The sequence below is a fragment of the Nocardia sp. GCM10030253 genome (assembly GCF_042675075.1).
Taxonomy (GTDB): Bacteria; Actinomycetota; Actinomycetes; order Mycobacteriales; family Mycobacteriaceae; genus Nocardia.
In genome coordinates this window covers 308,606-332,263 of sequence record NZ_JBHTDL010000011.1, presented here as the reverse complement: position 1 = coordinate 332,263, position 23,658 = coordinate 308,606, and the positions used below count along the sequence as shown (strand labels likewise).

Sequence of the window (23,658 nt, the reverse complement as noted above, 5' to 3'; positions counted from 1 at the left end):
TCCGCGGAGGTAGTGCGATGAATGCCGAATGTAGCCTCGTATTTCCTGGTCAGGGCGCACAGCGGGTCGGAATGGGCGCGGACTTTTGCACCGAATTCCCGCTCGCGCGTGCGACTTTCGACGAGGCGGCCGAGGCCGTGGGGGAGGACCTGCTGCGGATCTGCGTCGAACGGGATCAGCGGCTGCATCGCACGGAGTACACCCAGCCGTGCGTGCTCACCATGGAGATCGCGGCGCACCGGGTGCTGACGGCCGAATGCGGTGTGCAGCCGGTCGCATTCGGTGGACACAGCCTCGGCGAATACAGCGCGTTGGTCGCGGCCGGTGTCCTCGAGCTAGCCGACGGGGTCCGGCTGGTGCGGGCCCGCGGTGCGCTCATGCAGCGGGCGGTGGCGGAGGGTCGTGGCGCGATGGCCGCACTCATCCTGCCCGACATCGCCTCGCACGCAGTGGCCGAACTCGTCGCCGGCGTCGGCGCCGAGGTTGCCAACGACAACTCACCGGAGCAGCTCGTCATCAGCGGCGCCACCGAGACCGTCGCGGCCGCCAGAGTGCTACTCGCCGAGCGTCTTCCGGAGCTGCGGTTCGTTCCGCTGCGGGTGAGCGCACCCTTCCACTCCCGGCTGATGCGGTCGATCGAATCGGAATTCGCCGGGTACGTCGCCGACTGCGCTCCGCGGCTGCGTGCGGACCGTGCGACCGCGGTGACCTCGAACTTCACCGGCGAGTTCCACCGGCCCGAGACACTTACCGACCATCTCGTCCGCCAGATCAGCGCGCCGGTCCGCTGGCAGGACAATATGCGAGCACTCGGTCGCACCGGAACGGCGATCGTCGAGGTCGGCCCCTCGGCGCCCCTGTCGAAATTCTTCGCGGCAGTCGGGGTCGAGGTGTCACGACTGGTGACCGTTGGTGATCTCGCCGTGTTCAGGTCCGAGCCATCGCAGGTGGCCGCCCGCACGGAGCCGACCCCGGCGCGAATGCCCAGCGCGCGGCCCGCGCCGCCGCTGCCGACCACGCCGAGTGTGCGGCCCGAACCACCCGAACGGCCGGTCGTACCAAACACATTCAGCGGGGGCGACACCGCGGATCGGCTGGTGCTGCACCGGCGGCAGGCCACCCCTGCACTGTTGCGCCTGTTCTGCTGGCCGTTCGCGGGTGGGAAGGCCGCGGCCTACACGCAGTGGCGGACACGGTTGCCCGATTGGGTGGAGTTGTGCGCCGTCGAATTGCCCGCCAGGCACCGGCATCTCGGACAGACACCGATGCGCGGGTTCAGGGAATTGGTGGATGCGGCAGTGGCACAGGTGGTTCCGCTCACCGAGTTGCCCTTCGCATTTTTCGGCCACAGCCTAGGCGCGTTGACCGCCTTCGAGGTTGCGCGTCGACTCCCTTCCGGGATCGCCCCGGAGATGTTGTTCCTCGCAGGGTCGGTGGCACCGCACCTGCCGCGACCGGGACGTCTGTCGAGCCTGTCGGATGATCAATTCCTCTCCGCGGTAGGGCATTACGGCGGCATCCCGCCTGAGGTCCTGGACACCCCGGAGGTGATGGCGCTGTTCCTGCCTGCATTGCGGAGCGACTTCGAGATCTTCGACGACTATCGGTTCGTCCCGCACCCGCCGCCGACCTGCCCGGTCCACCTCTACGGGGGACGGGACGATCGCCAGGTGGCGGCCACGCAGCTCGAGGCGTGGCGCGATGTGCTGCCGGGGGCCGGCTCCACCGAGCTGCTGCCCGGCGGCCACTTCTTCCTCCTGGACCAGCGCGACGCGCTGGTCGACTCCATCGCGGACAAGCTGCTCGCCGTCCGTCCGAACGCGGTACCCGCCTGATGAAGGGATCACTCCATGAAGGTCGAAGTCCTTACTCCGTCCTGCAATCTCGACACCGTCCGCGACGGCCGCGGCGGCATCTTCACCTGGGTGCCACCGGAACCGCTGCTGGAGTTCAATCTGATCTACATGCATCCGGGCAAGGTGCGCGGCCTGCACTATCACCCGCACTTCGTCGAGTATCTGCTGTTCGTCGAGGGCAATGGCGTGCTGGTCACCAAGGACGACCACGAGGATCCGAACTGCCAGGAGGAGTTCATCCACGTGTCCAAGGGGATCTGCACCCGCACGCCGATCGGCGTGATGCACACGGTGTACTCGATCACGCCGCTGACGTTCATCGCGATGCTGACCAAGCCGTGGGACGAGTGCGATCCGCCGATCGTCCAGGTGGCGCCGCTGCCACATACCTTGGAAGGCAACGGGTGATGTCCCGGCTACGAGTGGCTGTTGTCGGCGCCGCGGGTTACGTGGGTGCGACGCTGGTCGAGGCATTCGGCAGGCGCCGCGACTACGAGGTGGTGCCCGTGGTCCGCACGAACCACGAGCGGCTGCGTACTGCGGGCGGATACGACGTGCTGGTCAATGCCGCGTGCCCGTCGAAACGCTTTTGGGCCGAACATAATCCGGCCGCCGACCAGAACGAGACGGTGACCGGGACCGAGCGGCTGCGGGATGAGTGGACGTGGGACAGGTTCGTCCAGATCAGCAGCATCTCCGCCCGGACGCAACTCGACACCGTGTACGGCCGCAATCGCGCCGCGGCCGAGCAGTTGTGCACCGGCGCGGACACTTTCATCGTGCGGCTCGGCCCGATGTATGGCGGCGACTACCGCAAGGGCGTGCTGGCGGATCTGGCTGCCGACCGTCCGGTGTTCGCCAGTGGGCGATCCCGCCAGAGCTTCGCCCCCGTGGAGTGGTGCGCCGAATGGATCGCCGGTCACGCGGGCGGCACCGGGCTGCGTGAGGTGGGTGCGCGTACCGCGGTGACGCTGGCCGAGGTGCGGGATGCGGTGGGGTCGCGGTCGGAGTTCGCCAAGGACTACGTCGACGACCAATTCCCTACCACCGCCACCGAGTCCGATTGGCCGGACGCGGCGACGGTGATCGACTGGCTTTCGAGGAGGCGGATCAATGGCGGGCTGCCGAACTGATGCGGTGCTTGCTCGGCCGGAGGTACTTCTCCGCACACAGCACGAGCAGAAATCGAACACTGGTCGCCACGTCCCGGGTGCGCATCTTCGACGCACCAGCCGTGCGGTTGAGCACGTGAATCGGAATCTGCTGGATACGGAAACCGTTGGCGTTCATGATGTAGAGGCTTTCGAAGAAGAACGAGTATCCGGTGGACCGCACCCGGTCGAAAGCGCCGACCGGAACGGTGCCGAGCCGGTAGTATCGGAAAGCGCCGGTGGCGTCGTAGGGCATCCGCAACAGTGTCACGGTGAGGAAATGCCCGACGCGGGTGAGGATCTTACGGAAGGGAGTCCAGTCGGCCAGGCTGTCCTCTTTGAGGTACCGCGATCCGACCACGATATCGAAACCGGCTGCGGCAGCACGCAGGGCGGGCAGATACGACGGCGGATGTGCGAAATCCGAATCCATCGTGATGATGTTGTCGTATCCCTCGGAATAGGCCCATCGGATACCGGCCTGGTGCGCGGAGCCGACGCCCTGGCGACCCGGCCTGTGCAGCACCTGAATGCGCGGAGCGTACTCCTCGGCCAGGTCATCCAGCAGTTCACCGGTGCCGTCAGGGGAGTTGTCGTCGACGAAGAGCACATCGAAATCGGTGCCCTGGTCGAGTATTTGAGCGAGCAACGGCCCCACGTTGCGGCGCTCGTTGTAGGTCGGAATCATTATCAGAGTTCTCTCGGAGGCCGTGCTCATGCGACCAAATATTAGTACGTGCGGCGACTGAAATGTAGGGTATTGCCGATGATTTCGACAACCGTTAGTCTCTGGTTGGAGGTTTGATGAGGAAGGCTTTGATAACCGGCATCACCGGCCAGGACGGGTCATATCTGACCGAATTTCTGCTACAACAAGGATATGAGGTCCACGGAATAGTCAGGCGTGCCTCGAATTTCAATACCGATCGCATCGACCACCTTTATTCCGATACGCATTCGCAACGCCGGTTGTTTCTCCATTACGGCGATCTCATGGATTCCAGCAGCCTCAATCGGATTCTGGAAGAGGTGTTACCCAGCGAGATCTACAACCTCGGCGCACAGTCGCATGTGCACATCTCGTTCCAGATACCGGAATTCACCGCGGAGACCAATGCGATCGGCACCCTTCGGATCCTGGACGCGATCCGCAAGACGGGCATCGCGACCAGGTTCTACCAGGCGTCGTCATCGGAGTTGTACGGCGGCTTGCACGATGTCGCACTCAGCGAGGACACACCGTTCCATCCGCGCTCGCCGTATGCGGTGGCGAAACTCTACGCGTACTGGATCACCGTGAACCATCGCGAGGCCTACGGGATGTACACGGTCAACGGGACCTTGTTCAATCACGAATCACCCAGGCGCGGAGAGGTTTTCGTTACCAGGAAGGTTACTCGCGGTGCGGTGCGGATCGCTCGAGGGAAACAGGACCGGCTCTTCATCGGCAACCTGGACGCACGACGGGACTGGGGTTATGCCAAGGAGTACGTCGAGGCGATGTGGTTGATGCTGCAGCAGCCGGAGCCCGACGACTACGTCATCGCGACCGGGGAGACGCACAGCGTTCGGGAGCTGTGCGAGGTGGCGTTTTCGGCAACCGGTGTCGAATTGGTCTGGGAGGGAACCGGACTCGAGGAGAAGGGGATCGACCGGCGCACCTCGCGGGTGCTCGTCGAGGTGGATCCCACCTACTTCCGACCCGCCGAGGTACACCACTTGACCGGCGATCCGCGTAAGGCCAAGGAGAAGCTCGGGTGGGAGCCGAAGACGAGTTTCACGGAGTTGGTGCAGTTGATGGTCGCCCATGATATGGAGAACGTGTGACGGAGGCGTTGACGGTGGACCACGGCATGAGAGGTCAGGCCCGGAGGAGGCAGCGTGCGTAACCATGTAGGGCCCCGATCATGCCAGATCGAACGCTGCCGGGTGTGCGAGAACACCCGCCTGGAAACGGTCGTCGATCTCGGCACGATGGCGTTGACCGGGGTGTTTCCGGCGACCGACCCGCTCGGGGTGCCGCGTTATCCGCTCGAGCTGGTGCGCTGTGTGCGCACCGGAGCCGAGGAGTGCGGGCTGGTGCAGTTGCGGCACACCGCGAATTTCGACGAAATGTATTCCGCCGGTTATGGATACCGCTCCGGCCTGAATCGCTCGATGATCGATCATCTCGGTCATCGGGTGTCGCGGATCCGGGCGCGGGTAGACCTCGGACCCGATGATGTGGTGATCGACATCGGCAGCAACGATGCGACGTTGCTGAAGTGGTACCCGGCCGACGCCGCGACCGTGCTGGGGATCGATCCGCTGGGGGAGAAATTCCGGGAGTTCTACCCCCCGCATGTGCGGTTGGCGACCGGTTATTTCTCGCGCGACCTGGTTGCCTCGCTGCTGAACGGCAGGCGGGCCAAGGTGATCACCTCGATCGCCATGTTCTACGACGTGCCGAGCCCGCTGGAGTTCATGCGCGACGTATACGCCGCCCTGACCGATGACGGCATCTGGGTGCTCGAGCAGAGCTATCTGCCCGCCATGCTGGCCACCACGTCCTACGACACCATCTGCCATGAGCACCTCGAGTACTACACCCTCGACCAGATCGAGTGGATGGCGCGGCGGTGCGGCTTCGTGGTGCTGGAGGTGGAACGCAACACCATCAACGGTGGCAGTTTCGCGCTGACGCTGGGCAAGCGGGGCGCCCCGACCGCCGCCGACGCGAGCGAGTTGGCACGGATGCGCACCGAGGAGGCCGGTCTCGGCCTGCACACACCGGAGATCTACACCGATTTCGCGAAGCGGGTCGACCAGCATCGGGAGCAGGTCAGGGAGTTCTTCGACCGGTCGAAGCAGGCCGGGCTCCGCACGTTCGGCTACGGCGCATCCACCAAGGGCAATGTGTTGTTGCAACACTGCGGGATCGGGCCGTCGGACCTGCCGTGCATCGCGGAGGTCAACGACGACAAGTTCGGAAAGTTCACCCCGGGCACCGGAATCCCGATCGTGTCCGAGGCGCGGGCGCGCGAGCAGGCCCCGGACCAGTACTTCGTGCTGCCCTGGCATTTCCGCTCGATGATGGTCGAACGCGAACGCGAGTTCCGCTCCGCCGGTGGGCATCTCGTATTCCCACTGCCGGAGCTGGAGGTGGTGTGAGATGACCGTCGTCGTCACGGGCGCGTCGGGACAGGACGGCACGCTGCTGACCAACCTGCTCAGCGCGCGTGGCCACGAGGTGCTCCCGCTCAGCCGCGCTGGGCCGGTCGACATCACCGACGCGGAATCGGTCGCGCGGCTGATCGTGGCCGAGCGGCCGCGGCAGGTGTACCTGCTCGCGGCCGTCCAGCATTCCTCGGAGGATCCGCCGGTGGATCCGCGCGAGCTGGCCCGCGACTCGCACCGGGTGAACACGCTTTCGGTGCAGCACTTCGCGGAGGCGATCGACCGCTACGAGACCGGCACCCGGCTGTTCTACGCGGCCTCGTCACATGTGTTCGGACCCGGCGACGGCACCATACGGGACGAGGACAGCGGGTTGCGGCCACACTCGATCTACGGGGTGAGCAAGGCCGCGGGGCTATTGGCCTGCCGGGCCTATCGGGCGCGCGGCGTGTTCGTGTCGACCGGTATCATGTTCAACCACGAATCACCTTTGCGCGCAGAGAAATTCGTCACCCGCAAGATCGTGCGGGCGATCGCCCGGATTCAACGTGGCGCGGCGGACGAGCTGGTACTCGGCCGGCTCGACGCGGGCGCGGACTGGGGATACGCGCCGGACTATGTCGAGGCGATGACCCGGATCCTCGCGCTCGACGAACCCGACGACTTCGTGGTCGCGACCGGTGAGTATCACACGGTCGCGGAATTCTGCGCGGCCGCGTTCGGCATGGCCGGGCTGGACTGGCGAGAACACGTCCGCGAACGCCCTTCCGTGCTGACCCGCCACCAGCAGCCGCTGGTCGGCGACGCGGGGAGGTTGCGCGAGCGGACAGGATGGCGGCACTCGGTGGATTTCCGCGGCATGGTTCGAGCCATGCTCGTGGCCGAAGGGGTGCGCCTGGTCGATGAAGCGAGGCCGGTGGCCACCGGCGGAACGGATGGATGATGTGAACCTGAACGACGAGAATCTCCTTGCCGCGCAACTGATCTCCATCGCGGACGGGGTCTACGAGGAGACGGCGGCACGACTCGGCGAGATCGGCACCGAAACGGTGATCGATGCGGTGCTGAAGGAAATCGCGTGGCGGGCCCGCGACGGCTCGGCGCCGAGTCAGCCGGTCATGGCGGTGTTCGAGTTGACCCATGAGGGTAAGCAACTGGATTATCTGGTCACCTTCGGCGCGGAGGACCCCGCCGTCGACCCTGGCACCCTGGAGGATCCGTGGCTGGTGGTGCGGCAGGATCTGGTGGAGTTGCTGCGCGCGGTGTACGGGCCGCCCGACGTCGAGATCGGCACCCGCTCGATCGCGCTGAAGGACGAGCCGGGGCCGGGCAGTTTCGCGCCGGACGACCCGTGGCGGATGGCCCGCGATGCCGCGGCGCGCGCCGCCGACGGCATCGTGACCGCCTGCACCACATACCATTACGACCTCAGCGCGCTGTCGCTGCGGTTCGGCTCGGACAAGTGGGGCGGCCACTGGTACACCCAGCACTACGAGCGGCATTTCGCGCCGCTGCGCAACAGTCGCGCGCGGGTGCTGGAGCTCGGTATCGGCGGCTATCAGGCGCCGAACGTCGGCGGCGCCTCGTTGCGCATGTGGAAGCAGTATTTCCGCCGCGGCATGGTGTACGGGCTGGACTACTTCGACAAGTCCGGCATCGCCGAACCGCGGTTACAGCCACTGCAAGGCGACCAGGGCGATCCGGTGTTCCTCGCGGATCTCGGTGGCTCGCTCGGCCCGTTCGACATCATCATCGATGACGGCAGCCACATCAGCGGCGATGTGATCGCCTCGTTCGAGGCACTGTTCGCCCACGTACGCCCGGGCGGATTGTACGTGGTGGAGGACACCCAGACCTCGTACTGGACCGGCTGGGGCGGCAGCAGCACCGAACTCGACAGTCCGGCGACCACGGTCGGCTACCTCAAGACACTTGTCGACGCACTGCACCACCAGGAATTCGAGAAGGACGCGAGGCGGCGCAACCGCCCGCACGACGAGTGGATCGGCGCCGTGCACTTCTACCACAACATCGTCGTCATCGAAAAGCGCCGCAACAGTGAGCAATCCGCTCCATCATGGGTGCCCCGGCATACCAATCCGATGGAGTGGATGAAGCCGAAGGAGTGAAGGGCATGAAATTCCTCGTCGTCCCGGTACCGTCGTCCGGGCACCTGCTGGCGATGGTGCCGTTCTGCTGGGCGTTGCGGCTGGCCGGTCACGACGTGCTGGTCGCCTCGCGCAGTGACGTCACGGCCACCGCGCGGCGTTCCGGGTTGAACGCCGTCGAATTGCCGGCGCTGAACGTGCCGATGGACGAGCTGCGTACCAGGGTCGACCCGAGCATGTTCCCGCTACCGCTGTTCGCGGACCGGGACCAGGCCTCGGGACAGGGTCTGTGGCATATCGCCGCGCAGAACTGGCACAACCACGCGACCCAGTACGTCGACGTGTTCGCCGACGTGGCCAGGGACTGGGGCGCCGACGTCGTCCTCACCGACCCGCTGGCGACCGTAGGGCGGGCACTCGGCGCCGTACTGGATCTGCCTGTGCTGGTGCACCGTTGGGGTATCGATCCGACCGGCGGGCCGTTCACCGAACGCACCGCGGCGTTGGTCGCGGAGTCGGGTGGTGCGCTGGCCGACCCCGTTGCCGTGCTCGACATCTGCCCGGCGAGCGTGCAGGCGCCCGACGCGCCGCCCGGCACCCCGATCAGGTTCATCCCGTTCAACGGGACCGGCGTGCTGCCCGACTGGCATCGAAACGATGAGGGGCGCAAGCGGATCGCGGTCTGTCTCGGTGGTAGCACACTGAGCCTGACCGGGCCTCGCCCGCTGCTGGCGATCGTCGAGTCGCTGTCGGAGGTCGCGGACGCCGAGATCGTAGTCGCGCTCTCCGCCTCCGATCGTGCACTGGTCGGTGAGCTGCCCGAGCGCGTCCGCGTCGTCGAAGAGGTGCCGTTGCAACTGTTCCTGCCCGGGTGCGATCTCCTTGTGCACCACGGCGGTTCGACTACCGGCCTCACGGCCGGTTGGTATGGGCTGCCGCAACTGGTGCTGCCGCAGATGTTCGACCAGTTCGACTATGCGCGCGGCATCGTGCGCGCGGGCGTTGGTCGGGCGGCCGAAGACCCGGCCGCGCAAGCCGATACGGACGGCCTGGCCGAGTCCATCGGGACGCTGCTGCGTGAACCCGGGTTCCGCGCCGCGGCCGAACAGGTCGGGGCCGATATCCGTGACGCGCCGACGCCGAACGAGGTGGTGGCGCAGGTCGTTCCGCAGCTCGCCGATCGCGTCGGCGCGCGGACCAGATAAGACCACCGCGACGTCCTCGGGCAGGACCTCGCTGACGTTGGAAAGCCGCAGGTTGTAGATGATATCCAGGACATGGACCAGGTTCCGTGCCGCGTTCGACTATTACGCCGCGATGTACGCGGTGTTCGTCGTCGGCATTCTCGTCCCCGTCGTGATGATCACGCTGTCGCTCACCGGACTACCGGGGGCGGCCACCGCCCTACTCGGAATCCTCTGCGCGGCAGTGCTGTTCGTGCTGTTCGTGCCGTCGGTGCCCGTCGAATGGCGGGACGTGGTGCGCAGTAAGCCGATCGTGGTACGGGTGCTGTGGAGCGTGGTCATCCTCGCCGTGGTGCTCATGCTCGCCCGGCTGACGCAGTTCATTCTCGACGCGAACAACGTGGACAGTTCGCTGTCGGCCGATGACGACTTCCTGGTGAAGAAGTCCCATCTGACCGGCTATGTCAGCGGCGCCATGGTCGCCGAAGACGACCCGGCCAACCTGTACAACCGGCACCGGTACGAGTCGCCGCAGGCGGATTCGGTGCTGCCGAGCGTGCTACCGCAGGACCGGGACGCCTATCTGTACCCGCCGCCGTTCTTGCTGCTGCCACGGCTGCTGTTGGTGTTCAGCCACGATTTCGGCACGTTGCGGGCTCTGTGGTACTCGCTGTACGTCGCCATCGTGTTGATCGGCATGCTGGGAATCGCCCGCTGGGTGGGCGGTAAGCAGGGCGGCGTGCTCGCCGCACTGACGCCGGTCGTGTGGCTCAGCCTGCCCACCTTGGCGACCTTGCAGATCGGCAATATCCATGTGCTGATCCTGTACGTCGGCGGTGCGGGCGCCATGGTGTTGTTCCACCTGCGGCGCAACATATTCGGCGGCGCGGCGCTGGCGTTCGCGATCATCGCCAAGGTCTCACCGGCGATCCTGCTGGTGTATCTGCTCGTACAACGACGCTGGCGACCGGCGGCATGGACCGCGGCGTTCTGCGGAATCTATTCGCTCGCAACGCTGCTCATCTTCGGGCGTGAGCCGTGGCGGCTGTTCCTGTCCGACGGCACCTGGCAGAAGCTGGCCAGTGGCGAGTTCCACCAGTTCGTTCTCGTGGAACGGGCCAATCAGCTGGTCAACTACTCGCCCTATGGGCTGCCGTACAAGGCGAACATCATGGGCTGGGACATCGGCGATCCCACCGGACCCGCCCGGCTCATCACCAACATCTATACGCTGCTGCTGGTAATCCTGGTCGCGGTCACCGCGGTGCGGATCCACCGGCGGCTGCGCGCCGGAGCCGACGGTGCCAGGTTCCGGGCCGAGAACCTCGCCATCTGGCTGGCGGTGCTCACGCTGGCCTCGTTCCGGGCGCCGTTCGGGCCGTGGGTGTACATCGCGGTCGGCGCGGTGTGGATGTTCGCGGTCTACGCCGGGTTGATGCGGGGGAGTAAACGCAACATCGCGCTGCTCACCGTGGCCTGGCTCATTGTCGCGGTCTACAACGAGAACGTGTACTTCACCGTGATCGCGCAGACGATCATCTACGTCACCTGCTTCGCGGTGGCCTGGCGGGCGAGCAGCGGTACCGAGGTCGAGGAAACCCGCGGCGCCGGCGCGTCGAAAGCAGAACCGGTCGGTGCGGCATGAATACCTACTGTGTGATCGGCGCCGGTGCGGCCGGATTGGCGACCGCTCAGGTGTTCGCCGGGCGCGGGATCGCGTTCGAGGTGCTGGAGGCGACGGACGGGATCGGCGGGATCTGGGACGCACGCCGCCCGGATTCGCCGGTCAGTCGCAATACCCATGTGATCGCTTCCAAAGGGGTACAGGCGTTTCCTGGCCTTCCGATGCCGGCGGACTATCCCGACTATCCCGGTCATGAGCTGGTCCTGCGCTATCTGCGCAACTACGCCGACGCCAACGAACTCGCACCGCGTATCCGGTTGAACACCGAGGTGCGGCGGGTCGAGCCCGCCGCGGACGGAACGGACGCCGGATGGGAGGTGACCCTCGGTGACGGCACCCGGAAGTCGTACGCGGGCGTGGTCATCGCCACCGGGCACGATCGGACCCCGCGCCGGATCGACATCCCGGGCAACAGCACAGTGCCCGTGCTGCATTCGAGCGAGTACCGGCATCCGGAGCAGATCATCGGCAAGCGCGTCCTGGTGGTGGGCGCCGGGCAGTCGGCGGCCGACATCCTGTCCGACTGCGCGGTGAACGCGGCGCTCACCCTGCACAGCAGTCGGCGTGGCTTCTACTGCATGCCGAAGTATCTACTCGGGCGGCCCACCGACAGCATGCTGCAGGGACGCATGTGGCGGCCCATGCGCAAGCGGGCCTTCCAGACGCTGTTCTCCTACCTGCGCCGCCGATCCCGGTCATTCGGGCTGCCGGTGCCCGACTTCGACAACGGCATCGTCATTCCGATGCTGGGCGATCAGCTGCACCACTACTACACGCACGGCGACATCATGCCGAAACCCGGTATCGCCTCCATCGAGGACGACCGAGTGACCTTCGCCGACGGTAGCGAGGAGAAGGTCGACATGGTCATCCTGGCAACGGGTTTCGTGCCGAACTATCCGGTGGTCGACCGCGCGCAGCTCAACTGGGCCGAGGGGGCGCTGCGGCCGGGACTGTACCTCAACATCTTTCCGCCCGGCGCGCCCGGCCTGTTCGTCGTCGGGATGGTGCGGCCGATCGGCTCCCACTGGGATGTCTACGCGCACCAGGCCGAACTCGTCGCCGACTATGTGCAGGCGAAAGCGGCTGGGCCGCGACGGATCGAGCGCTTCGTACGCGCTACCCGCGGTGAGCAGCCCGATCTGTATGCCGGACTGCGTCTATACCACGCCGAGCAATACCCGCTCGTGGTGGAGAAACAGGATTACGTGAACCAGCTGCGCAAGCACGCGAAGCTGTTGAAGTGAAAGGTCTTTCCATGAAAGCACCCGGTCCAGGACTGGTCGAAACCGGCCGCATGCTGCCGAAGCTGGCGAAGAACCCACTGGCAACGGTGGGCAGCCTGCTCGACGGCTACGGCGACGTGGTCCGGGTGAAAGCCGGGCCGATGCTGGTCTACCTTGTCGCGGATCCGGCGATGACCGAATACGTGCTCAAGGACAACTACACCAACTATCGCAAGAGCCCGATCTACGACGAGTTCAGTATCCTGCTCGGCGAGGGCCAGCTGACCACCAACAACCTGGACTACTGGCGCAAGCAGCGCAAGCTCATCAGTCCGGCGTTCTCCCACACGCACGTCAAGGGATTCGCCGACGACATCACCGATAGCGCGGCGGCCATGCTGGATCGGTGGGATGCCGCGGCGGGCGAGTATCGCGACATCTACGACGACTACGTCAAGCTGCTGCTCGCGGTCACCGGACGCATCCTGTTCAGCATCGACTTGTCCACGGACACAAGGCAAGTCACCGATGCCATGGCGGCCGCCTTCGCGTTCATCATGAAGCGGGTCAACGCCCCGGTGAAGCTGCCGCAATCGTTCCCGACGCCGGAAGCGCGGCGGGTCGCCCATAAGGTAGGCGAACTCGACGACGTCGTACGGCAGCTCATCGAGGAACGCAGGAGCGGCGGCGACACTTCGGACGTGCTGACCGCGCTGGTCCGCGCCCGTGACGAGGGCGGGCTGGGCATGCGGGAGGAAGACCTGCTCAACGAGATCAAGACGCTGCTCGTGGCGGGACACGAATCACCGGCCAACGCGCTGTCGTGGGCGTGCTATCTACTGGCCACGCACCCGGAGATCCAGGAACGCCTCGCGGGCGAGGTCCGCGACGTGCTCGGCGACCGTACCCCGACCTTCGCCGACCTCGGACAGCTCAGCTACTGCCGGATGGTCATCGAGGAGACGATGCGGCTGTACCCGCCCGCATGGATCGTCGAGCGCACGCCGATCGCCGACGACGAGATCGGCGGGTATCACGTCCCGGCGGGCGCCCGGGTCACGTTGTGCATGTACTACATTCAGCGCGACAAGCGGCTGTGGGACGACCCGGCGGAGTTCCGGCCCGAGCGCTTCGCCGACAAGGAAGTGGCCGAACGCCACAAGTTCGCGTTCTTTCCCTTCTCCGGCGGCCCGCGGATCTGCCTGGGCAAGGACATGTCGATGACCGAGATGGTGCTGATCCTGGCCATGACCGTGCAACGCTTCCGGCTCGAACTGGACAGCGCGCACCCGGTGGTGCCGCTGGCGTCGGTGAACCTGCGCCCGGAGTTCGGCATTCGGATCCGACCCGTGCGCAGGGCCACACAGCCGGCACTGACCTGACGGCGGTCGCGGTCAGCCGAGCAGTTCGCGGCCCAGCGCCAGTAGCTCGGCCGTGGAGAGAACCTCTTCGTCCGCCGATGTCCGCGGCGGGCGGGCGAGGAGCGCGGGAGCGTGCTCGGTGCTGTCCGGGAGCTCATGCGCCCCGGTTGCCGGTGGCGCCGCGGAGTGATTCCTCGCTTCGAGGCGGGCGGACAGTTCGGCGGTGAGGAGTTCGACGGTGGGGTGGCCCCAGATGATCGCCGCGGGGACGTTGATGCCAAGGCGGGCGGCGAGGCGGGAGCTGAGTTCGACGGCGTGCACCGAACCGACACCTAGCTGATCGAAGTTCCGGGTGCGACCGATGCGGTCAGGTGTGACACCGACGACCTCGGCCAGTTCCTTCGCCACCGTGTCGCTCAGCGCGGCGACGCCGACATGGTGACTCGGTACGTGACTCTGCGTCGAATTGCCCACTACCGCAGTGCTTTCGGAGTGTGCGTCCCGCACCGACTCGGTTTCCGCGGGGATGGCCCAATGGCGTTGCCGCTGAAACGGATACGTTGGCAACGACACCACACGGCCGGGTGGGTCGACCGCGGACCAATCCGGGTCGACACCGCGCTCGAACAGCGCGCCGACCGCTTGCAGCAGTCTGCGGCGCGGCACTGTCCCCGGTCGCAGGGCCGCGGCAACCACCAAGGCCGAGGCTTGGGATGCGTCCACCGTCTCTGTCGACGCAACGATCGGCGCGGTGTCGCGAAGCGTCTCGTTCAGGAAGCTGTTCACTTCTGCCATGGTGGTCGCCACCAGCGAAAGGCGATGCGCGAAAGCTCTTCTCGTGCGGCAGAGCGTGTGCGCGAGATCGTCGAGCGTGATGCCGGGGTGGCTGGCGAGGTGGTCGCGGAGGCGGCGAACCTGCTCGCGCAGTGCGGGTTCGGTACGTGCGGACAACACGATCAAACGCTCTGCCGAGAGTAGCTCCGTATCGCTCGAGGTCGCGCGCGCATTCGGCTGCGGACCATCCGCGATCTCGGCTGGGACTCCTTCTACGATCACGTGAGCGTTGGAGCCGCCGAAGCCGAACGCGCTCACCCCGGCGCGGGCCGGTCCCTCCCTTTCGGGCCACGGCAGCAGGGTGTTCGCGACCCGTACGCCCGCCGCCGCGAGATCGAGATCCGCTGCGGCATGGTCGAAATGCAGGCTGCGCGGGATCTGGCGATGCCGCAGCGCGAGCGCGGCCTTGAGCAGTCCGGCCATACCGGCGGCCGCCTCCGTGTGCCCGATGTTCGTCTTGACGGAACCGACGGTCAGTGCGGTGTCACCGCGCCTTTCCGCGCCGTAGACGGTGCCTAGAGCGGTCAGCTCGGCACGGTCGCCGACGGCGGTACCGGTGCCGTGGGCTTCGACATAGTCGACGGTCGACGGGTCCACGCCCGCGCTGGCACAGGCGCGGCGCAGGAGTTGTTCCTGCCCGGCAGCGCTGCTGGCGGGCATGCTGGGTATACCGACCCCGTCGGCTCCGCCGACTGCCGTCCACTTGTGGTGGTGGCCGTTGTTGTTGGTGGCGCTGCCGAGCACGATGCAGTAGATGCGGTCACCGTCGCGCAATGCCGCCGACAGCGGCTTGAGCACGACCACCGCGCCGCCTTCGCCGCGCGCATAACCGTCGGCGGTGGCGTCGAAGGCGCGGGAGCGGCCGCCCGGGGAGAGCACACCGAGCTTGGACAGGCCGATCGCGGTGTCCGGGATGAGGTTGAGCTGGACACCGCCTGCTATTGCGACCGCGCTTTCGCCAGCGCGCAGCGCCTGGCAGGCCAGGTGAACCGCTACCAGCGAACCCGCGCAGGAGGCGTTGACCGTCATGCTCGGCCCGTCGAAGCCGAGGAAATACGACACCCGGTTCGCGATGACGCCCTCCACGTCGCCGGTGCTGGTGAAGGGTGTTGTCGCGGCGGGGCCGCGACTCAACTTCACCGCCCGGTAGTCGTTGAACTTGTTGGCGAAGTACACGCCGGTGTCGGGGATGGCGTCGGGTCGAATTCCGGCGTCCTCGAACGCCTCCCAGGACAATTCCAACGCGAGCCGCTGCTGCGGGTCCATGTCGGCGGCCTCGCGCGGGGTGATCCCGAAGAACTCGGCATCGAACAACTCGACATCGGGCAGGTAGGCGCCCGCGATCGAGACGGTTTTGCCGGGGGCGCCGCGCTCGGTGTCGTGGTAATTCCCCGCCGGCCACCGGCCGGCCGGTGGCGCGTCCGCGACCGCGTCGACCTCGCCGATCAGCAAGCGCCACAGGGCTTCCGGTGAATCCGCGCCGCCGGCGAATCGGCAGCTCATGCCGACCACGGCGATCGGCTGCACGCTCGCTGCGCCGGTCGACTGCTCGAGGTGGGTGCGCCGCTGCGGCTTCTTCCGTTTCACGCTGTCTACTCACCTGCCCGGATTCCGCCCGACCAGGCGTCCGGCGGACATGTGCCTCTCGGTGAAATCCGCCGATCTTGTTGTGGGGTAAAGGGATATGGACGAAACTCTACCTGTGCTGTTTTCCGAACGCCCCGTTTTCGCCCGGGTGACTTCCGCGCTGGGGGGCGAGGCACGACGTCGTGAACTGATTCGCTTCGCTTCCGTGGGGGCGGCCGCGTTCACGCTGGACACCGCCGTTTTTCTGACCCTCAAGAGCACTGTGCTCGAGACACAGCCGATCATCGCGAAGGTGCTCGCGGTGCTCGCGGCGATAACGTTGTCCTACATCCTGAACAAGCAATGGTCGTTCGCCGCACGCGGCGGGCGGCGTAGCCACCACGAGGCAGCGCTGTTCTATCTGGTCAGCTTCCTCGCCATCGCGATCAACACCGCACCACTGTGGGTGTCGCGCTACGTGCTGCACCTCGAGGTGCCCGAGGTCTCCCGGTTCACTCAGAACGTTGCCGATTTCGTGGCCGCGCAGCTGATCGGTACCGCGCTGGGCATGGTGTTCCGGTTCTGGGCTTTCGTGCGGGTGGTGTTCCCGAATCCGGTGGAACGCGCACCCGAATAGTCAGGCGTCCACGAAGATATCGAGTTCGAGCGGGCCGCCGCGCGGGACGACGCGGTACCGGTCCAGTTCGGTGACGCCGTGCGCGACGAGCACCTCGTCATCGAGGAACAAGTTGCCGGTCATCTCGGCGGCGGGGGAGCAGAGCACGAGATGCGCTGCGTCGGCGCAGATTTCGGGCGTGCGTGACTTCGCGATCGCCGCCTCGCCGCCGAGCAGATTACGCACGGCCGCGGTCGCGACGGTGGTCCGCGGCCACAGCGAGTTGGCGGCGATGCCGTCCTCACGCAATTCCTCGGCGAGCCCGAGTGTCGTCAGGCTCATCCCGTATTTGGAGACCAGGTAGGCCAACGCCGAGCCCGTCCATGCCGGGTTGAGGTTGAGCGGCGGAGAGAGCGTGAGGATGTGCGGGTTGCGCCCGGCGGCCGCCGACGCCCGCAGGTGTGGAATGGCGAGTTTGGACAGCAGGTACGCGCCGCGGGCGTTCACGCCTTGCATCTGGTCGTACTTCTTCATCGTCATGGAGTCGGTGGGCGTCAGGTCGATCGCCGAGGCGTTGTTCACCACGATGTCGATGCCGCCGAAACGGTCGACCGTCTGCTGCACGACCGCAGCCACGGTGTCATCGTCGCGGACATCGCCGACGAACGGGAGCACCCGGGCGCCCGCGGCTTCGACTTCGGCGGCCGCGGTGTGGATGGTGCCGGGCAGCCTCGGGTGTGGCTGATCGGTTCTGGCGAGCAGGGTGATGTTCGCGCCGTCGGCGGCGGCGCGCAGTGCGATGGCCAGGCCGATGCCGCGGCTGCCGCCCGTCACGATCATGGTCTTGCCCGCCAACGACTCGGATCCCGGTTTAGTCATGGTCGTCGTGCTCCCGCTCCTGTGCCAGTCCTGCGTGCCCACTCTAGGCAGTGCCCGCCAGTGGGGCGGGCATTTTCACCCGGGCGTCCAACGACCGAAGGCGACCTCCATGCCGCATGGAGGTCGCCTTCGGTCGATGCGCGGGTTACTTGACGCTGATGACCGTGTCCGAGGGCTCCTTCGCGTACAGGGACGCGATTCCGTCCGCGTACTTGCTGGCGATCGGGGCGCGCTTGAGCGACATCTTCGGTGTCAGTTCGTCGCCGCCTGGCTCCCATACCGTGCCGAGGATGGTGAAGCGCTTGATCTGCTCCACTCGCGACAGCTTGCTATTGCCCGCTTCCACCGCGGCGCGCACTTCGTCCACGATCTCCTGGCGGGTGGCGAGTGTGGCCAGGTCGGCGTCGGTGGCGCCGAGTTCCTTGGCGCGCAGAGCGGCGACATCGGGGTCGAGCACGATCAGCGCGGTGATGTAGGGCTTGGCGTCGCCGATCGCGATGGCCTGACCGATCAGCGAGGAGGCGGCCTTCATCGCGTTCTCGATATTGCTCGGGGCGATGTTCTTGCCCGCCTCGCTGATGATCAGTTCCTTCTTGCGGTCGACGATGCGCAGGTAGCCGTCGGCGTCGAGGGTGCCGACGTCACCGGTGTGCAGCCAGCCGTCCGCATCGATCGCTTCGGCCGTTTTCTCTGGCATGTTGCGGTAGCCGCGGGTGACGATGGGGCCGCGCACCAGGACTTCACCGTCGGTGTCCAGGCGCAGTTCCATGCCGTCGACGGTGCGGCCGACCGAGCCGGGGCGCGGCTTGTCCAGATCGGTGAAGGTGCCGACGCCGGTTGTCTCGGACATGCCCCACACCTCGGTCACGGCGAAGCCGAGGCCGAGGAAGTACTCGAGGGTCTCCGGCGGCACGGGTGCGGCGCCGGAGGCCGCTACGTTCAACTCGTCCAGGCCGAGGGCGTGGCGCAGCTTCGACAACACCAGTGTCTCGGCCACCTTGTGCTGAACGGCCAGCATCGGGCCGCGGCCCTGCCCCGCGAGATCGGCTCGGGCAGCGGCGATCCCGGTGCCGATGGCCCAGTTGGCGAGTGCCTTTTTGGCCGCGCTCGGCTCGGTGGCGAGCTTGTTCTCGATGCCCGTCTTGATCTTCTGCCACACCCGTGGCACACCGAAGAACGTGGTCGGGCGGGCGTCGGGCAGCGCGGCGGCCACCTCGCGCGGGTCGGCGACGGTGGTGATCTGGATGCCGGTGGTCAGGTTGATGGCATGTGCGGAGATGCGGTCGGCAACGTGCGCGGCGGGCAGATAGGACACCGTACGGTCGTCCAGCCCGACCTGCAGCGGGCCGTTGACCAGCGCGATGATCTGGGCGAGCACGTTGAGGTGGGTGATCTCCACGCCCTTGGACGGGCCGGTGGTGCCCGAGGTGTAGATCAGGGTGGCCAGGTCGTCGGCGGTGACCGCGCGCCAGGCCGCCTCGAAATCGAAGTCGTCGAGGGGATTCGCCTCGACCTCCTCGAGTGTGATGGCGCCGGTGGCCGGGCCGTCGACCACAATGGTGTGCGCGAGGTCGACGCCGGCGCCGGTCACCGCATCGAGGAAAACCTGTTCTGTCACAACGACTTTGTTGGCCGCGTTGGTGAACACGTGCGCGATCTGGTCGGACGAACTGGTGTTGTAGACCGAGAACGGGGTCGCGCCGAGATGCAGCGCGGCGGTGTCGACCAGGTTGAACTCGGGCCGGTTGGTGAGCATGATGCCGACGGTGTCGCCGTGCCCGACGCCGAGCCGGGCCAGGCCCGCGGCGATCGACTTCACGCGTTCGCCGTACTCACGCCAGGTGATCTCCTGGGTGCCGCCGACCGTCCGCAACGCGACCTGCTCGGGCCGCAACGTCAGGGTCTCCTGAAACGCCTCGGGCACGGTGTAGACCGTTTTGCCCGATTTGTGCGCATATCCGATTTCTGTTGTCGTCATATCCCTGTTCCCGATTTTCTCTGCCATGAACCGAACCTCGCGGCGTCCACACGGGTCTGGTCCGAGACCCGATGCCGACAGAACGCAGCGGTGCTTCTGTCAGCTTCTCACGAGTCGGCGCGCCAAGAGTGGCGCGGCTCACTCATGGTAGCCAGATCCGCGGGTAGTGAGGTGGCTTACGTGTGAACCTCTTTCGCCTCGACCAGGTGGCTCCGGCTTGCGCCGATCGGTAGCGCCGAGTGTCTTACCCAGCACTGACAGGTTGCGTAACGCGGATGTGCGAATTGCTGCAACGGTGAGCCCGGAGACCTGAAAGACTCGGCAGCACCCGGGGATTCAGGGTTGCGACGTCGGCGGGCGACCGCAGGCTCGACATGTGGATGGTGGCTCGGATCTCGGGGCGATACGCAATATCTGAAGGGAACTGCATGTCCACAGCAAGCGTCATCCGCCCGCTGGCGCCGAGCGAACAGATGTTCGCCTTCGGTGAGGTCTTCGTCGGTTACTCGGTTCGAGTGTCCGGCCGATTGGACCTGGGGGCATTGTCGACGGCGTTCGACGCCGTTGTTCGCGCCTACCCCATACTGGGAGCCCGTCTCGAAGCCGCCGGGACCGGCGGGCATGTCCTGGTGGCTTCGTCGGGGGCGGCACCGGAAATCTCGGTGGTCGACGGTGATCCGGAGCAGCTTCTCACCGGAGCGAAGTTCGACCAGAGCGTAGCGGTCGGTGCGCTGTGCGTAGTGCGTGACGGCGACTCCGCGAGCGTCACGCTGGTGATCCATCACAGTGTGGCAGACGCGTACCACTCTCTTGCCATCCTCGGCGATCTGTGGTCGTTCTATCGTGCTGCTACCGAAGGCATCCCGCTCAGGGTGGAAGTCCATCCCTATCCGGAGCCCGTGGAGGCGCTGCTGGCCGCCCGCGGCGTCGAGAAGTTCCCGAATCCGGCGGCGGCCGCACCAGCGCCGCAGCTCGGGGTTGCCTCAACGCCTTCCGTCGCACCCGCACCGGACAACATCGACCCGGGATATCCGATGCCCCAGACGACGCGATGCCGTCTGGGCAAGGACGCGACTGCGCAACTGGTCGATCTCGGGCACCGCGAACAGGTGACGATGCACGGGTTGGTGTCCGCGGCGATCCTGCTGATGGAGGCCGAGATTCGGGCACTGCCGCTGACCGAGCTCATGTACTTGTACTCGGTCGACCTACGTACCAGGGTCAGCCCGCCGATCGGCCTGACCGACGGCACCGACGTCCTGGGATTCACGACCTATATGCCGAGTGCGGAAGCGGGGACAACGCTGATCCGCCTTGCCCGCGGCGTCTGCGATACCTTGCAGGCCGCCGTGGCCTCGGGGTTCGTGCAGCAGACGCCCCTGCAGATCCCTGATATGGCGGCGGCGGGACCACCCAAGATTCCGGGGATGGTGATGGCGACGAACTGGGGCAGAGTGCCGCGACTGCCCTCGCAGCAGGACTTGCGTATCGACGACTTTCGCTCGATTTTCATCGCGAAGCCGGACCGGACCGGGCGCCGGCCTGCGGCCAACACCTGCATCATCAGCACCTTCGACGACCGGTTGAGCATCGAAATCCATCATTCGCCACAGACCGCCGCACAGGAGCAGCGTCGCATCGACCTGCTCGCAACGACACTGCACACCGCGGTCGAAATCCGCTCCCCGCAATGACGCGAGTGCCGCCGCGAGAGTAGCGAAGATCGGCCCGGGTTCGACGTCGAATGACGCGAACCCGGGTGTCAGTTCTCCGGCGTCAGGAGCACGAGCGGAATCTCCCATGTCGGCACCGCCTGGTAGACAGGGACCGCCGTCGACGACTGAACCCGGGAGGTGGGTGAGATGCCCCGCGAGTTGGCAGACCTGTCCTATGCGAGCTATCTGAAGCCGTTGGAAGGCAGGCTCGAGCAGGAGGGCGACTACGACTGCGTGCAGCTCGGAGACGAGAACATCGACGATGTCGAAGCGGGCCACGCACGGTTCTCCGAGACGGTATTCACCTCGATGTCGATCAATCGCGGCAGCATGCGGTATTCGCGATTCTCGGATGTGTGGCTGCGCAACGTGCGGTGGGTCGGCACGGAATTGGCCGACACCTCGTGGCAGGACGCGGAGCTGATCGAGGGTGCCATGTCGGGAGTGGACGCGGGTGGGGCGAACTTGCGGCGAGTTCGGTTCGAGGGCTGCAAGTTCGACTCGGTCAACTTCCGCCGCGCAAAATTCCGTGACGTGGCGTTCGTCGATTGCGTCTTGCTGCACACCGATTTCGGCGACGCGGAGCTGACCAACGTGACATTCTCCGGCACGGTGGTGCAGGGATTGCTGTTGAACAGGGCGCGACTGAAGAAGTTCGACCTGCGCGATGCGGTGAGCATCGGCATCGCCGACGGGATCGACGCATTGCGCGGCGCGACGATCAGCAGCCGTCAGCTGGTCGACCTGGCCCCCGACTTCGCCCGCGCGATCGGCATCGACGTCGTCGACAGCTGACTGTTTGCGCGGCCGCACTCCGGTAGCGGCGCAATACGATTCAGTACTCCTTACGGTGCGGGACGAACTCGAGCGTGAGCAGTGCGGCCGCGGCCAACAGGACCTCGCGCCAGCGGACGAGGGCGAAGCGCTGATCGGACATCGCGCGGAACTTGCGCAGGAACCGATACAGCGACTCCAGCCGGATCAGCGGATCACCCAGGTGCACAAGCACATAGATCAGCTTGGCCGTGCGGGAGCGCTCCTTGTCGGCGAAAAGCTCCGGGAAAGGAGCGAAGGCCAAGGAGATACGCTGAATTCCCCGCGTGCGGGCGTAGTCGACCAGGTCGAGAATCATCCGTTCATCCAGGCCGTTCGGAGCGTCCTTGCGTCGCCACGGGACATCGAGGCTCAGTTCGCGGCCGCGGCCGGACGCGCCATAGCGCTGGAAGCCCGCGACCCGGCCTTCCCCGTCGCGGGCGATCACGACGAGCATGCCGGGGTTTCGTCCGTCGAGCAGATGGTCGAGGATCATCGAGAAGCCGCGGCTTTGTCTGCCGTGATGCCATTCGTCGACGATGTCGAGCAGGTCGGCGCGCAGCGGTTCGCTGAGCGTGGCTTCGCTGACCACCTCCGTGGTCACGCCGAAGTTGTGGGTGCGGCTGACGGCTTGGCGCAGATTTCGGAACTTGCGCCCGACCAGCTCGAAGCTGCCCACGTCGAGCACGACGTCGCGCCCGACCGGGACGGCACGCAGCCCGCGATGCTCGGTCGCCCGGTGCCGCCACATCCCGGCCAGTTCGGGACTGGCTCCGAGCACCGCGATCCGCCACCCGTTGTTGGCCGCGAATTCGGAGAACTCCGAGAGCAATTCGGCGAACGCGGCGCGTTCACCGATCGGATCGCCCGCCACCACCGCGATGCCGAATCGGGTGCGGTAGGCGATCGCCGCGGACGAGTTCGCGTTGAAGAAATAGCTCTTCGACGAATGCAGCGCGAATGCGGCGAGCGGATTACGCTCGGTGCGCCCGACCAGCTCGGCCACCCGATACAGCTGGTTCGGCTGCGGCCTGCTCGATTGTGGCAGCATCAGGATGAAACCGGTCGAGGCGAGAAAGACGAACCCGAACCCGGGGTGGGAGGCACGATAGGCGGCATTGGCGGCCGCGAGCATGAACACCGCAATCGTGAGGTGGGGCAACGTGATCGGCCTGCGCAGGTGCAGACCTCGAACCACGAACAGCCCGGCGATCGATGCGGCGACGAACCAGCCGCGATCGACGCCCTCGTTCGCGGCCAACCCTGCCTCGTATACGAGCACCGCGCTGAGCAGCAGCAAAGCGACGGTCAGGATGGGCCGTACCGCGGGCGTCGCAGCGAAGGTTGCCTGCCGGTATCCGGCAAGCGTGGTCAGGCTTCGTGTCGCTGTCTGCCGCTCCTCAGCCACGTCGGTACCCCGTCAGGTCGGGCCGCATGCGCGTCCGCGGCACATTCACGAACAGGTTCCCCATACGGTACTCCCGATCCTGTACCAGTTCACAATATGCGGACCTGTGACAGGAGCCCGATG

Annotated in this window: 19 protein-coding genes; 14 read left to right on the top strand and 5 right to left on the bottom strand. The window is 66.3% G+C overall.

Annotated elements, in window-relative coordinates; translation table 11 throughout:
• The first annotated feature begins 17 nt into the window (after nucleotides 1-17).
• The 3 genes from ACFQZZ_RS26060 to ACFQZZ_RS26050 are packed head-to-tail and all read left to right on the top strand — an operon-like array spanning nucleotide 18 to nucleotide 2,989.
• Nucleotides 18-1,835, top strand: a complete 1,818-nt coding sequence (locus ACFQZZ_RS26060; RefSeq protein ID WP_378686002.1) for a thioesterase domain-containing protein — start codon at nucleotides 18-20, stop codon at nucleotides 1,833-1,835.
• A 15-nt stretch (nucleotides 1,836-1,850) separates the two neighbouring features.
• Nucleotides 1,851-2,264, top strand: a complete 414-nt coding sequence (locus tag ACFQZZ_RS26055) for a cupin domain-containing protein (protein ID WP_378685999.1) — start codon at nucleotides 1,851-1,853, stop codon at nucleotides 2,262-2,264.
• On the top strand, nucleotides 2,264-2,989 hold the full coding sequence (locus tag ACFQZZ_RS26050) for an NAD-dependent epimerase/dehydratase family protein (protein WP_378685997.1): 726 nt from the start codon (nucleotides 2,264-2,266) through the stop codon (nucleotides 2,987-2,989). The genes ACFQZZ_RS26055 and ACFQZZ_RS26050 overlap by 1 nt, the downstream gene beginning before the upstream one ends.
• On the opposite strand, the gene ACFQZZ_RS26045 is transcribed toward ACFQZZ_RS26050, so the two are convergent.
• Complete coding sequence (locus ACFQZZ_RS26045) at nucleotides 2,967-3,725, bottom strand: polyprenol monophosphomannose synthase (protein WP_378685994.1); 759 nt, start codon at nucleotides 3,723-3,725, stop codon at nucleotides 2,967-2,969. The genes ACFQZZ_RS26050 and ACFQZZ_RS26045 overlap by 23 nt on opposite strands.
• An 86-nt stretch (nucleotides 3,726-3,811) precedes the next feature.
• Between ACFQZZ_RS26045 and gmd the strand changes: the two genes are divergently transcribed.
• Genes gmd through ACFQZZ_RS26005 form a run of 8 tightly spaced genes read left to right on the top strand, consistent with a single transcriptional unit; the run spans nucleotide 3,812 to nucleotide 13,747 of the window.
• Nucleotides 3,812-4,834, top strand: coding sequence for a GDP-mannose 4,6-dehydratase (gene gmd, locus ACFQZZ_RS26040; RefSeq protein WP_378685991.1), 1,023 nt, complete (start codon nucleotides 3,812-3,814; stop codon nucleotides 4,832-4,834).
• A gap of 54 nt (nucleotides 4,835-4,888) precedes the next feature.
• Nucleotides 4,889-6,157, top strand: coding sequence for a class I SAM-dependent methyltransferase (locus ACFQZZ_RS26035; protein WP_378685989.1), 1,269 nt, complete (start codon nucleotides 4,889-4,891; stop codon nucleotides 6,155-6,157).
• 1 nt (nucleotide 6,158) lies between these two features.
• Nucleotides 6,159-7,106: a GDP-mannose 4,6-dehydratase gene (locus ACFQZZ_RS26030; protein WP_378685987.1), complete on the top strand. Its 948-nt coding sequence runs from the start codon at nucleotides 6,159-6,161 to the stop codon at nucleotides 7,104-7,106.
• Nucleotides 7,099-8,292 (top strand): class I SAM-dependent methyltransferase, encoded by a 1,194-nt coding sequence (locus ACFQZZ_RS26025; RefSeq protein WP_378685985.1) that lies wholly within the window; start codon nucleotides 7,099-7,101, stop codon nucleotides 8,290-8,292. The genes ACFQZZ_RS26030 and ACFQZZ_RS26025 overlap by 8 nt, the downstream gene beginning before the upstream one ends.
• Before the next feature lie 5 nt (nucleotides 8,293-8,297).
• On the top strand, nucleotides 8,298-9,476 hold the full coding sequence (locus ACFQZZ_RS26020) for a nucleotide disphospho-sugar-binding domain-containing protein (RefSeq protein ID WP_378685983.1): 1,179 nt from the start codon (nucleotides 8,298-8,300) through the stop codon (nucleotides 9,474-9,476).
• A 58-nt stretch (nucleotides 9,477-9,534) separates the two neighbouring features.
• Nucleotides 9,535-11,100, top strand: a complete 1,566-nt coding sequence (locus tag ACFQZZ_RS26015) for a glycosyltransferase family 87 protein (protein ID WP_378685980.1) — start codon at nucleotides 9,535-9,537, stop codon at nucleotides 11,098-11,100.
• Nucleotides 11,097-12,386 carry a flavin-containing monooxygenase gene (locus ACFQZZ_RS26010; RefSeq protein WP_378685978.1) on the top strand — a complete coding sequence of 430 codons (1,290 nt, stop codon included), beginning with the start codon at nucleotides 11,097-11,099 and terminating at the stop codon, nucleotides 12,384-12,386. Before ACFQZZ_RS26015 ends, ACFQZZ_RS26010 begins: the two co-directional genes overlap by 4 nt.
• 11 nt (nucleotides 12,387-12,397) lie before the next feature.
• Nucleotides 12,398-13,747, top strand: a complete 1,350-nt coding sequence (locus tag ACFQZZ_RS26005) for a cytochrome P450 (RefSeq protein WP_378685976.1) — start codon at nucleotides 12,398-12,400, stop codon at nucleotides 13,745-13,747.
• A 12-nt stretch (nucleotides 13,748-13,759) separates the two neighbouring features.
• Here the strand turns inward: ACFQZZ_RS26005 and ACFQZZ_RS26000 are convergent, their stop codons facing one another.
• Entirely contained in the window at nucleotides 13,760-16,147 is a 2,388-nt protein-coding gene (locus ACFQZZ_RS26000; protein WP_378685973.1) for a beta-ketoacyl synthase N-terminal-like domain-containing protein, read from the bottom strand.
• Between the two features lie 97 nt (nucleotides 16,148-16,244).
• On the opposite strand from ACFQZZ_RS26000, the gene ACFQZZ_RS25995 reads away from it, so the two are divergent.
• Nucleotides 16,245-16,763: a GtrA family protein gene (locus ACFQZZ_RS25995; RefSeq protein ID WP_378685971.1), complete on the top strand. Its 519-nt coding sequence runs from the start codon at nucleotides 16,245-16,247 to the stop codon at nucleotides 16,761-16,763.
• Here the strand turns inward: ACFQZZ_RS25995 and ACFQZZ_RS25990 are convergent, their stop codons facing one another.
• The gene (locus tag ACFQZZ_RS25990) at nucleotides 16,764-17,621 is read right to left on the bottom strand and encodes an SDR family oxidoreductase (RefSeq protein ID WP_378685968.1); all 858 of its coding nucleotides are present in this window, start codon (nucleotides 17,619-17,621) and stop codon (nucleotides 16,764-16,766) included. It abuts the gene before it with no gap.
• 145 nt (nucleotides 17,622-17,766) lie between these two features.
• Nucleotides 17,767-19,599 (bottom strand): AMP-dependent synthetase/ligase, encoded by a 1,833-nt coding sequence (locus ACFQZZ_RS25985; RefSeq protein ID WP_378686184.1) that lies wholly within the window; start codon nucleotides 19,597-19,599, stop codon nucleotides 17,767-17,769.
• Nucleotides 19,600-20,027: 428 nt separating this feature from the next.
• Here ACFQZZ_RS25985 and ACFQZZ_RS25980 point away from each other — a divergent pair, with 428 nt between their 5' ends.
• On the top strand, nucleotides 20,028-21,293 hold the full coding sequence (locus tag ACFQZZ_RS25980; RefSeq protein ID WP_378685965.1) for a hypothetical protein: 1,266 nt from the start codon (nucleotides 20,028-20,030) through the stop codon (nucleotides 21,291-21,293).
• 168 nt (nucleotides 21,294-21,461) lie between these two features.
• Nucleotides 21,462-22,109, top strand: a complete 648-nt coding sequence (locus tag ACFQZZ_RS25975) for a pentapeptide repeat-containing protein (protein WP_378685962.1) — start codon at nucleotides 21,462-21,464, stop codon at nucleotides 22,107-22,109.
• 40 nt (nucleotides 22,110-22,149) lie between these two features.
• Here ACFQZZ_RS25975 and ACFQZZ_RS25970 read toward each other — a convergent pair whose 3' ends face one another.
• Nucleotides 22,150-23,535 (bottom strand): bifunctional lysylphosphatidylglycerol flippase/synthetase MprF, encoded by a 1,386-nt coding sequence (locus ACFQZZ_RS25970; RefSeq protein ID WP_378685959.1) that lies wholly within the window; start codon nucleotides 23,533-23,535, stop codon nucleotides 22,150-22,152.
• Nucleotides 23,536-23,658 lie beyond the last annotated feature (123 nt).